General features: G+C 56.1%; 12 protein-coding genes. 6 read left to right on the top strand and 6 right to left on the bottom strand.

Annotation, left to right across the window (positions count from 1 at the left end; all coding sequences use genetic code 11):
• Together RI563_RS01935 and RI563_RS01930 are read left to right on the top strand one after the other, a co-directional pair.
• Nucleotides 1-1,416: non-ribosomal peptide synthetase (locus tag RI563_RS01935; protein WP_310692657.1), on the top strand; the 1,416-nt coding region annotated here is incomplete at its 5' end.
• Between the two features lie 239 nt (nt 1,417-1,655).
• On the top strand, nt 1,656-2,132 hold the full coding sequence (locus tag RI563_RS01930; RefSeq protein WP_310692656.1) for a YbhB/YbcL family Raf kinase inhibitor-like protein: 477 nt from the start codon (nt 1,656-1,658) through the stop codon (nt 2,130-2,132).
• Here RI563_RS01930 and RI563_RS01925 read toward each other — a convergent pair.
• Nucleotides 2,117-3,022 (bottom strand): LysR family transcriptional regulator, encoded by a 906-nt coding sequence (locus tag RI563_RS01925; RefSeq protein ID WP_310692655.1) that lies wholly within the window; start codon nt 3,020-3,022, stop codon nt 2,117-2,119. The genes RI563_RS01930 and RI563_RS01925 overlap by 16 nt on opposite strands.
• Before the next feature lie 114 nt (nt 3,023-3,136).
• Between RI563_RS01925 and RI563_RS01920 the strand changes: the two genes are divergently transcribed.
• The 3 genes from RI563_RS01920 (at nt 3,137) to RI563_RS01910 (ending at nt 5,364) form a co-directional block, all read left to right on the top strand.
• Nucleotides 3,137-3,505 carry a DoxX family protein gene (locus RI563_RS01920; protein WP_310692654.1) on the top strand — a complete coding sequence of 123 codons (369 nt, stop codon included), beginning with the start codon at nt 3,137-3,139 and terminating at the stop codon, nt 3,503-3,505.
• Nucleotides 3,506-3,646: 141 nt separating this feature from the next.
• Nucleotides 3,647-4,627 carry a glutathione S-transferase family protein gene (locus RI563_RS01915; RefSeq protein WP_310692653.1) on the top strand — a complete coding sequence of 327 codons (981 nt, stop codon included), beginning with the start codon at nt 3,647-3,649 and terminating at the stop codon, nt 4,625-4,627.
• Nucleotides 4,624-5,364, top strand: coding sequence for a pirin family protein (locus tag RI563_RS01910; RefSeq protein ID WP_310692652.1), 741 nt, complete (start codon nt 4,624-4,626; stop codon nt 5,362-5,364). Before RI563_RS01915 ends, RI563_RS01910 begins: the two co-directional genes overlap by 4 nt.
• 8 nt (nt 5,365-5,372) lie before the next feature.
• On the opposite strand, the gene RI563_RS01905 is transcribed toward RI563_RS01910, so the two are convergent.
• On the bottom strand, nt 5,373-5,732 hold the full coding sequence (locus tag RI563_RS01905; RefSeq protein ID WP_310692651.1) for a hypothetical protein: 360 nt from the start codon (nt 5,730-5,732) through the stop codon (nt 5,373-5,375).
• Nucleotides 5,733-5,753: 21 nt separating this feature from the next.
• Nucleotides 5,754-6,329, bottom strand: coding sequence for a hypothetical protein (locus RI563_RS01900; RefSeq protein ID WP_310692650.1), 576 nt, complete (start codon nt 6,327-6,329; stop codon nt 5,754-5,756).
• Nucleotides 6,330-6,703: 374 nt separating this feature from the next.
• Between RI563_RS01900 and RI563_RS01895 the strand changes: the two genes are divergently transcribed.
• Complete coding sequence (locus RI563_RS01895; protein ID WP_310692649.1) at nt 6,704-8,203, top strand: GGDEF domain-containing protein; 1,500 nt, start codon at nt 6,704-6,706, stop codon at nt 8,201-8,203.
• Between the two features lie 45 nt (nt 8,204-8,248).
• On the opposite strand, the gene RI563_RS01890 is transcribed toward RI563_RS01895, so the two are convergent.
• The 3 genes from RI563_RS01890 to mutH all read right to left on the bottom strand — a co-directional run.
• Nucleotides 8,249-8,950 carry a hypothetical protein gene (locus RI563_RS01890; protein ID WP_310692648.1) on the bottom strand — a complete coding sequence of 234 codons (702 nt, stop codon included), beginning with the start codon at nt 8,948-8,950 and terminating at the stop codon, nt 8,249-8,251.
• A gap of 209 nt (nt 8,951-9,159) precedes the next feature.
• Entirely contained in the window at nt 9,160-10,581 is a 1,422-nt protein-coding gene (locus tag RI563_RS01885; protein ID WP_310692647.1) for an HDOD domain-containing protein, read from the bottom strand.
• An 89-nt stretch (nt 10,582-10,670) separates the two neighbouring features.
• On the bottom strand, nt 10,671-11,213 hold a 543-nt coding region (gene mutH / locus RI563_RS01880), incomplete at its 5' end, for a DNA mismatch repair endonuclease MutH (RefSeq protein ID WP_310692646.1).

Raw genomic sequence — 11,213 nt, 5'->3', positions numbered from 1 at the left:
ACCCATCGCAATATTCTCACCAACCTCAATGCCATCGCCGAAGGGGCCGGTTATACCGATAGCGATATCAGCCTGAGCTGGATGCCCCTGACCCACGATATGGGGCTGATCGGTTTTCATCTGAACATGGTGGCCTGCAACATGAGCCAGTGTCTGATTCCCACCGATCTGTTCAGCCGTCGGCCGCTAATCTGGTGGCAAAAGGCCAGCGAGAAAAAAGCCACGGTACTCTGCTCCCCCAACTTCGGCTACAAACATTTTCTCAAGGCGCTGGGCGACAAAAAACTTGAGGACGTGGACCTGTCCCATGTCCGGGTGCTGTACAACGGCGCCGAGCCGATCTCCGTGACCCTGATCGAACAGTTCCTGGAGGCGATGCAGGATTACGGCCTCAAACGCGAGGTGATGTTTACTGTCTACGGCCTGGCCGAGGCGACCCTGGCGGTGGCGTTCCCGCCGCAAGGGGAAATGTACCGCGCCGTGCATCTGGATCGCCACAAGCTGCGGCTCGATGATCAGATCACCTATGTCGACAGGACCCATCCCGATGCGGTCAGCTTTGCGATCGAAGGCCCGCCGGTGCGGGATATGCAGATCAAGATTACCGACGAGAGCAATGCAACTTTACCCGCGGATCATATCGGCGATGTCCAGATCAAGGGGCCCAGTGTGACCGCCGGCTACTATCGCAACGAGGCGGCCAATCATGTGGCGCTGACTGGCGAGGGCTGGCTGAATACCGGCGATCAGGGTTTTTTGACCGGGAACAACGAGCTGGTAATCACCGGGCGGACCAAGGAGATCATCTTCGCCAATGGTCTGAACTACTATCCCCATGATATTGAGCATATCGCTCTGCAATGCGACAAACTCGAGTTGGGCAAGGTGGTGGCATTTGGCGTGCGCCAGCCCGAACAGCAGGAAGATGAACTGCTGATCTTTATCCTCTATCGCGGTGACCTGGACGGGTTTTTACCCCTGGCCCGGGAAGTGACCCATATCATCAACGAGCAGACCGGGCTGGATATTGCGCATGTGATTCCGGTCAAGCGCATTCCCAAAACCACCAGCGGCAAGGTGCAACGCCGACTGCTGGGCGATGATTATCTCAAAGGCGAATACAACAGCGTGCTGCAGGAGTTGAAACAACTCGATAGCACCGCCCATGCCGGTGAGGATAATGATCTGAGCCCGACCGAGCGGGAAATCAAAGCGATTTGCGACGAGGTGCTGACCGACAAGCCGCTGCACCTGCACGATAATTTCTTCGATGTCGGTATCAGCTCCCTGTCGCTGGCCGAAATTCATCAGCGTATCGATGACAGGCATCCGGGATTGATCGATGTGGTGGACCTGTTCGAATACCAGACCATCGCCGAAATCTCGGCGTTCATGGACCAGAAACGAGCGACCTGAATACCCGGCCAGGCGACAGATAACCTGCGCACTTCCAGTGCCGTCGGTGACGAGGATGTGGCTGTGTGGCAGAGAGGGAGATATTTAATGGGTGCCCAGGCAGGCATGAGCCACCTCGCAAGGTTCACAAACTCAGGTATTCGGAGCTTGATATTCAGAGGCCTTCGCGCCATTGCTGATGGTGAGTTTCCTCTGACGGGATCACTTCTATACTTGGGGATAAGCAAGGGGGTGTCACCATGAGTCTGAAACTGAGTTCTACGGCGTTTTCCGATCAACAGACCATTCCGCGCAAGTATACCTGCGAGGGCGAGGATATCTCTCCACCCCTGACCTGGTCCGACATGCCGCCGGGCACCCGCAGTCTGGTGTTGATCGTTGATGATCCCGACGCGCCGGATCCGCAGGCGCCGAAGATGGTCTATGTCCACTGGGTGCTCTATAACCTGCCACCGGAGAGTACGGGATTGGCGGAGAACCTTCGCGAGGCGGGCCTGCCTGAAGGCGCCCTGGAGGGGCTCAATGACTGGAAACGGCCCGGTTACGGCGGTCCGTGTCCGCCCATCGGCCGCCACCGCTATTTTCACAAGCTGTACGCCCTGGATACCGTGCTGTCCGATCTACATAACCCGACAAAGGACCGGCTGCTGGCGGCGATGAAGGATCATGTTCTCGCCCATGCCGAACTGGTCGGGACCTATCAGAAAGGCGACTGATTCCGCCAGCTGTCGACCTGTGCCCGGATCAGGTCACTCAGTAACTGCGTCGCGGGGCCGGGATGTTCCTGGCCGAAGGCCAGATACAGATGGGTGCGGTAGGTCTGGCCGGTGGCCAGCGGCAGGGGCAGTAACTGGCCGTTTTGCAGTTCGGCCTGAATCTGGTGTCGGGGCAGCCAGCCGTAACCCAGTCCGTGGCGAATCGTGGTGACGGCGGTCTCGATACTGCTGACGGTCCAGCGGTGTTCGGCGCCCAGCCAGCCAAAGTCGCGCGGTGATTGATGTCCCGAGTCCTTGACCACCACCTGCATCTCTTTTTCCAGATCGGCCATCTTCAGTTTGCGCCCCAGCCCGTGCAGGGGATGATCGGGCTGGGCGACGGCCACAAATTCAATTTCCAGCAGCGGATCGGCCAGGCGGGCTGACGACAGCTCGGCCCCGATGATGAGATCGGCCTGACCCTGCTCCAGGGCCTCCAGTGCCCCGGACAGGACCACTTCTTCCAGCAGTACCCGGGTGCCGCGATCCTGCGGGGCAAAGGCCTGCAGAGCATTGAGTAACAGGTCTGAGGGGAAGGCCGCGTCGACCACCAGCCGGATCGCCGCCTCCCAACCCTGTTCCAGGTGATGGGCCAGATCTTCCAGGGCCAGCGCCTCCGCCAGCAGCTGCCGGGCACGGCCCAGCAGCGCCTCGCCGGCCCCGGTCAATTGCGCCTTGCGCCCGCGCACTTCCAGCAAGGACACCCCGAGCTGCATTTGTAACTGTTTGATGGCATAGCTGACGGAAGACTGACTGCGGTGCAGGGCGGTGGCGGCCTGGGCGTAACCGCCGTGCTCGACGATGGCCTGCAGGACCCGCCATTGATCCAGGCTGATACGGGGAGCGCGCATGGCGTAAATATATCAGATAATTAGATATATTCGAGTGTATTTTTCGACTTTTTTATCGAACTATTGAGGGCTATGGTACTTCCACTGGCTAACACAACGAGTGAGGAAAGCGAGATGGACAAATATCAGACACTGGTCGGGCGGCTTCTGCTGGCCCATATCTTTTTACTGGCGGGTATCAGCAAGATCAGCGGTTATGCCGGCACCCAGGGCTGGATGGAATCGATGGGGGTGCCGGGGATGCTGTTGCCCCTGGTCATTCTTCTGGAAATCGGTGGCGCGCTGGCACTGATCATCGGCTGGCAGACCCGCTGGGCCGCCTGGGCCCTGGCCGCGTTTTCGGTGTTGTCGGCGGTGATTTTCCACAGCAACCTGGCCGATCAGATGCAGTCGATCCTGTTCATGAAGAACCTGGCGATGGCCGGTGGCTTGCTGGTGCTGGCGGCGCACGGTGCCGGGCCTGTCAGTCTGGACAGGAAATAAACTGGCTATGCTCGATGATCCGCAAAAAACGCAAATGAACGCAATTGCAAAAGGATTGTTAGCGTTCTTTGCGTTTATTTGCGGACACTTTTGCCTTTTTATAATCAATGACGCACAGCAACAATGCATGCGAGGAATGCCATGAGTTTGATGATAAACGGCCAGTTACATGAGGACTGGCTCGATGCCGAAACCGAAGACGGCGAGTTCGTGCGCCAGGATTCGCAGTTTCGTCACTGGGTGACGCCCGACGGTTCCCAAGGTCCTGGCGGCGGGGAAGGATTCAAGGCCGAGCCCGGGCGTTATCATTTGTATGTTTCCTATGCCTGCCCCTGGGCACATCGAACCCTGATTTTTCGCAAGCTGAAAAAACTGGAGGATCTCATCAGCGTTTCGGTGGTGCATCCGCATATGGGACCCAGAGGCTGGGACTTTCGTGATTATCCCGGGGCCACCGGCGACACGCTGTATGGGCATGAGTACATGCATCAGCTGTATACCCGCGCCGAACCCCACTATAGCGGTATCGTGACCGTGCCGGTGCTATGGGACAAACAGCGCGAGACTATCGTCAACAACGAGTCGGCGGAGATCATTCGCATGTTCAACACGGCGTTTGATGAGTGGGCCGACCAGGAGGTGGATCTGTATCCCGAGGCTCTGCGAAGTGAAATCGATGAACTCAATGAACAGATCTATGAGCCCGTCAATAACGGGGTTTATCGTACCGGCTTTGCGAGCACCCAGGCGGCTTACGAGAAAAATTTTGACAGCCTGTTCGATGCACTGGATGAACTGGAACAGCGCCTGGCGAAAAACCGGTACCTGATCGGCAACCGGATTACCGAGGCGGACTGGCGGCTGTTTCCGACCTTGCTGCGGTTTGATGCCGTGTATGTTGGTCATTTCAAATGTAATCGACAACGCATTGCCGATTACCCGAATCTGTTCAACTATCTGCTCGAGCTGTACCAGATACCGGGTATTGCCGATACCACGAACTTTGAGCACATCAAACAACACTATTATTATAGTCATGTCGAGTTGAACCCGACCCGCATCGTGCCCAAAGGGCCGGAGCAGGATTTATTACAGCCACACAACCGTGGAGAGCCGAGATGAGTGCACAATCCCTGTTTGTGACTGATACGCTGTTGATGCAGGAGGGTGATGGCGCCGAGGTTCTGCGGCTATTTCCGATCCCGCGGCGCATGATGAACTATGATCCGTTTGTCCTGTGGGATCACTTCACCATTGAACCGGGTAATGGCTTTCCGACCCATCCACATCGGGGTTTCGAGGCGATTACCTATATGTTCAGTGGCAGCATGGAACACAAGGATAACCTGGGTAACCAATCCACAGTCACGGCCGGTGGTGCCCAGCGCTTCACCGCGGGACGCGGGATTGAACACTCGGAAATGCCGTCGAGCCAGGGCGAAAGCAGCGGTATTCAGCTATGGATCAACCTGCCGCAACGACTCAAGCAGATCGAGCCCGGCTATCAACAGGTCGATAGTGAGTCGATTCCCGTGCAGCAGGTGGACGACGCAAAGGTACGAATTATTGTCGGTGAGTCCTCGCCACTGCAAATCAAAACCGATATCCGTTATTACGATGTCCAGCTACCCGCCGCGGGACAGTATGTTGAATCCGTCCCGGGTGGTTTTCGGGGGCTGGTATATGTGATGAGAGGCGCTATTGAGGTCAATGGTCAATCACTGGAAGAGGGGCAAGCGCTGTTCTTCGAAACGTTGTCCGAGCTGGCAGTGAAAGGGCAGCAGGACAGTCGGTTTATGCTGGTGATGGGACGGCCTCACGGTGAACCGATTCAACAAAGGGGTCCGTTTGTCGATTAGGTGTCCGTTCAGACTTCTGTATCGATACCGTGCTGGACAGGACGGGAGGTCCGATCGCTGCGTCGGCGTCCGGCGCGGCGTCGGCGTTCGTGCTGACTGCGGGTATCGAGCATGACCGGCCGGTTATTGCGACGGCGTTCCTGATGCCGTCGTCGATCGGGCCGGGTTCGTCGCTCGGACAGGAGACGACGGCGAATGCGAGGATGGGCGATTCGCAACCGGGGTGTCGGGGGCTGGTGTGTTTCCCCGGTCTGCAAGGCGCGCGCGCCGGTGATGGCCGTGACCGGTCCCGTGGCCTGCGGGCGCAAATTATCCGCGCGCAGACTCTGGGTGCCGCGATCATCCGGGAAGACTTTAATACTGGTCATGTTGCTGATGCTGCCGGTTAATCAGTCACTGTCCGGGTTTATCGACCGTTCTTCGGGTAATTTTAGGGTGAATGTTTCGCCCAGCACGCGACGCATCTGGTTGATAGTGACATGATTGGCTTCGGCCGCATCCTCCCACTGACTGCAGATCAGTCGATAGACATCAGGCTGACGCGCGGAGCGCAGGAACATTTCGGTCGTGGTGTTGACGTGTGAGGGACCGCCATCACTGTCACCCGCCATGAGGCCGGATATTAACCGGCTTGCTGCCAGCCGGACGGGCTGCATGGCGTAGTCATCCCAGCGTACAACCTTGTGGATCATAAAGCTATCGGGCTCAACAGTTTTGGGAGCGTCCTGCATGCGCAGTGTCTCGAATTTGCAATGCGGATAATAGCGATCCAGATTCGCTTCCGGTTGCTGCTTACCATTTTGAAACCAGAGACTGACAGTCCGGGACGGGAGTGTCAGCGGTTCATGCAGGATCAGGGTGGACTGCACCGGCACTGCCGTCAGCGGCGAGTCGGGAGAGAAAGGCGGTGCCTGGCAGGCGCCGAGCAATCCAAGCAGGGGAAACACCAAAAATAATCGTGGCATGGTACACCTCCGGACAGGGTAAGGGAAAACCCCTAAATCTCTAGCCCAGTATAGCGGTTTTGACGCATGAGGTATTGTTCGACTCAGTTTGTTAGAAGCCACAATTAAACAAACTGTTTACAATGTCAATCTAAGTGCTTGTAACACTAAATCATCACCATCAGCTATCCGGCAGAATGTATGGAAAAAGAACTGCTTGCGCCAAATAGGGGGATCAGATAATTTTAGTAAATCATCTGGCCAACTGACTGTTTTCCCCCGATTCAGTAATGGCATGTTGTTTCGGCTAACAGAGTCGTGCCGGCCCGGTGAGATTGTTTGGCAAATCAGAATAAATAATAAATAAAGCAAGACCAGACAGACAAGGAACGGTGATGTCAGCATCTGATAACAAAGGGGCGGATGCGCTGACCGGAGAAAACCGTGATCGGGGAAAAACCTCTGTCTCTTCCGGTTCTGCCGACCGCATTTTAAACCTGCTTGATGATCTCAAGTCGTCAACGGCGGGCATGGTGCTCTATCAGCATGTGGAACGCATGCTGACAGAGCATGAGCAGGAACAGAACAATCGCGATCAAATCCTGCGCTTCTGGTTACGTTCCTTGCTGGATGTTTATTCCAAGCATCTCAGTCCCGGAAGTTCAATGCACTTGCATGTCAAATTGTTGCAAAAGCAGCTGCAGCTGCCTCACAGCAGTCATGAGCTGAAAGAGTTGCAACGGCATATGGATCTGTATGCTCTGCATATCTCCCGTATGGAGCTGATCGACGAGGCCGTATTGCGTCGAGCCCTGGAACCGGTGCTCTCTTATTATAGTGACGAGTATGGTAATGATACCGCACTTGGGGAAATAGCTGCCAAACAGCCGGTAAAGGAAGAAGAGCACGAGGAAACCCCACCACCGCAACACGAATCACAACGCCAGTTGATTCAGAACCTGATTGAAGAATTGTTACCCCATAACGATCAGTCAACAGAACAGAAACTGGCTTCCAAATATCGTCAATACCTCAGCAGTCAGCACCGTCAGGCGGAAAAAGTTCAGGCCAAGCTGATGCAGCACATACAGGAGACGATTGACGAGAACAAACAGTTCGGCGATATGCTGGAGAACGTCAAGCTGGGTCTGGCAGAGGCAGAGGAAATTGATGATATAAACCTGCTACGCCAGAGCCTGATGGAAGACGTGGCGAAACTTGGCGGGGCATACCAGGGATTGCTGGGTAAACTGGCCGAAGCCAAGCAATATCTGAAGATGATTGAAACCGACAGTCAGAACCTGAGCGAGGAGCTTGCCCGGGTGCGCCTGTTGAGCATGACCGATGAACTGACTGACCTGCCCAACCGGCGGGCCCTGATGCGACGCCTCGAGGATGAGATGGGCCGCTCACAACGTTATGGCTTTCAGCTGGCACTGGCACTGCTGGACCTTGATTCGTTCAAGGCTGTGAATGATGAATACGGCCATGCGGTTGGTGATACGGTGCTGACCTGCTATGCAGACCGGATCCTGACCACCTTCCGGCATCACGATATGGTTGCGCGTTATGGTGGCGAGGAATTTGCCGTGATCCTGCCCAACACGGATCTCGAGGGGGTCCTGTCAGCGCTGCGCAAGGTACAGGAAAAAGCTGCCGACACGATATGTCATTGTGGCGAAGTTGATGTTTCGACACCGACCTTCTCGGCCGGCGTGGCCTTGCTGAAAGAGGATGATGATGTTGAGTCACTGCTCAAACGGGCAGACGATGCGATGTATGAGGCCAAGCGACTGGGACGCAATCAGATTATTGTGGATCGACACGACCGGTTGCGGGCGCAAAGTGCCGGGACTCAGGCCGGGGCTCGCGCCGGGGCGGGGGATAGCAACTGATTCGCCGTCCCGGCTCGTTTTCCGGCATCGCGGACAACAGAACAGTCAGTTCACCGGCAACTTCTCCCGTACCGCTTCGCGATCGAACCACCAGTCATCCTGCACCAGTACATCGATCACCGTGGACAGCCGGGGCAAAAAGGCCTTGGGATCCTCCAGCTCCAGTTTCTTGATCCACATATCCATCTGCTCCTGGGATTCGACGTTACTGTGTCGCCGGGCAACGTCCGCCAGAATCTTGGAGGTCAGGAATGTCAGGCTTTCATGTTTGTCTTCCGGTGCCCGCAGGTCGGCGATGTAATGGGAGGTGATCGCTGCCACGGCGGCACCATCGGAATCCTCCGGCGTTTCATCGATAATGTGGTTGAGCATGGTAATGGTTGTCTGGGGCATGATGGGAAAGGTCACCGCCAGCCAGACACCCTGCCCCAGCGCCGAAAGCGATGCCGGTTGTTCGCACTGAAACAGGACATTGTAGGTTTCCACCGCTTCCTGCCAGGCTTCATTGTTTAAAAATGTCTGGATGATTTCGCGGCCTTCTGCCCAGGACTCTTCCTTGCGCTCCAGCGCCAGCAGCAATTCGGCGACATCGAGCCGGGCGCGGGCCCGATCCAGCCCGGACGCCGTGTCCGGTAATTCGGCAACATGCTGTTGATGCAGCTTGAGTTGATCGTCCAGTGACATTTCAGGATTCGAAGCCATTGCCCGGTTGCCGAACATGGCCTCATCAATATCAAACTCACTCATTGCGAACTCCCGCGCATTCGTTGTGTGTATCGGTTGTATCAGAAGATAATTATAAAGGTTAGCCCGTGGAATTTACAGCGACCGCCGTTTATGGGTGATGACACGATATCTGTCAGGCGATTATCCGTGAAATCGAAAAGGCTCCGCGGTTAGCAGGTTTGCCCGTGAACCTGTGCCCGGGGCTGTGATGGTATTTTACAAAAGGCACATCAACCGGAACCAGAGATGTAATTGATCGCCATTTTAGCCTGCAGGTAAAAGTGACGAAAACTTTCAAAGGTGTCGGAGTCCAGCTTGCGGCCGCTCGGGGCGCGATCGGCGTAGAGTATCCCGATAGGTTTATCTTTGATGGATAACGGGCAGGCCAGAAAATCCCGGGTGCCCACCTCGGCGAGAAAGGCGGTGGTTAACGGCGATTCGGCAGCTTTTGCCTTGCCATCCTTGATCCAGACCGCATCGTTCTGTCGGAATAACCAGTTGAAAAAAGGTGTGTCATTCAGGTTAAACACAAATTCTTCGGTAAACTGCTGACTGTGCTCACCCAGAGCATGTTTGGCCCGTAATTGTTTTTTATCCGGAGTGAGCAGGGCGAAAAGGGTGCGATCCATGCCGCACCCGCGGTAGATGCCTTCGAGAATCGTTTCCAGAATCAGATTGAGATTGGGCTGCTTCTCCAGCATGCGTGACAGATCGCGCAGAATACTCAGTTGCAGGACCGGATCAGCGACAGGGTACTTATCCGCCGGCGTCTCTTCCTCGCCGGAAGGTCGGGGATTCGGGATCGGCAGGTATTCGGTAATCGAGCCGGCACCGAACAGCCGGGCAATTTCCACCGCATCCAGAGTGTTTTCCTTTAGCCACTCACGTGCCGGCCGGGGTTCCATCTCCAGGCGTTGTGCGATTTGTTCAATACTTTTTTGTGCAGCGCGGCTGTCCCAGCCTTTTTCGGTTTCGGCCGACAGTCGCTGGCTGTCATTGATATCGCGAACCCGCGGATTTTTCAGGGAAGGATTGTTGATCGTGCTGTGCAGAAGATCACTCAGGTGCCAGTCCTGGGTGAGTGCCACGGTAAGCTGCTCAAAGGTAAAGCCCAGCACCTGTTTTTGAGCGGCTTTGGGGGACAGTCCCTCTTTTTCTATCAGTGCGAGAATCTCTTCCCCTTCCTTACCGGCAACACACCAGAAAGCCATTTCGCCGAGGGAATAGAGCAGCGCTGCAATGAATACTTCTTCCGGCGCATCATCGCCACGCTGAATCGCCATGGCTCGCGCCTGCACTGCGGCGTGAAAGGCACGGGCCATGAGTCGAAAAATATGCTTCTGGCCTTTGCGATTGAGCAGGGCTTCGATCACCGCCAGTGTCAGGCTCAGATCCCGGACCATGTTAAATCCGATAAACACAATCGCACGGCTGACCGTGTTGATGGGCGAGCCTGTCGGGTTATAGGTCGCGCTGTTGGCGATCCTCAGGATGCGGGCGGTGAGCGAGGCGTCCTGCAGAATGACCTGGGCCAGACGGGCGGTGGAACTGTCTTCGTCACTGACGACGTTATTGATGGCATTGATGGTGTAGCGAAAAATCGGCAGTTCCTGCTGCTCGATAAGATGAATCCAGTGTTTCAGTCCGCTCATAGACAGCCTGGGCCAGTGGTGAATGAGTTGCTCAAATATTTTTGACCTGAATGGTTATCGGCAATGCGGCGCGATTCCTGAGTGCGCGCTCAGGCGCGGGCATAATGGTGTTCCAGGATTCGCCCGGTAAAACGGGTGCGCAAATAAAACCCACGGGGCAGGGTCTGACACAGGTTGCCGTCGCTGTCGTGGGCGGCGGTGAGCACGCGAGAATGGGCGGCCTTGGGGCGAATTTGCAGGTATTGACCGTGCCGGGCCGAGAGTTCTTCCCAGCGACCGAGGCAAATCAGTTCCATTAGCTCTTCCCAGTCATCACGCAGGAGGGATTCCTCTTCGGCCGTGGGAGACCAGAGCAGGGCCGTGCCGATGCGCCGCCGGGCAAAGGGGATGCCGGGATCGGCTTCGACCGGCACCCACAATACCCGCTGCAATTTGAGGCGTAACCAGGAGCGCTCCCAGCTTAGCTGCTGCGTGTCATTCATCGGTACGGTGCAGACATAGGTTGATTCACGTGGCTGGCCGCTGGCATTCAACGGCAGGCTTTTAAGTTCTACACCAAGCTGGCGAAAGTCCGGTTCGGGTAACGAGGTGGCATCGGCGCCCAGGGCCTGCTCCAGCAGCTGGCCGATCCA

Source organism: Thiohalophilus sp., assembly GCF_031581315.1.
GTDB lineage: Bacteria > Pseudomonadota > Gammaproteobacteria > UBA6429 > Thiohalophilaceae > Thiohalophilus.
The sequence above is the reverse complement of the archived record's forward strand: the minus strand, read 5'-3'. Positions and strand labels throughout refer to the sequence as shown.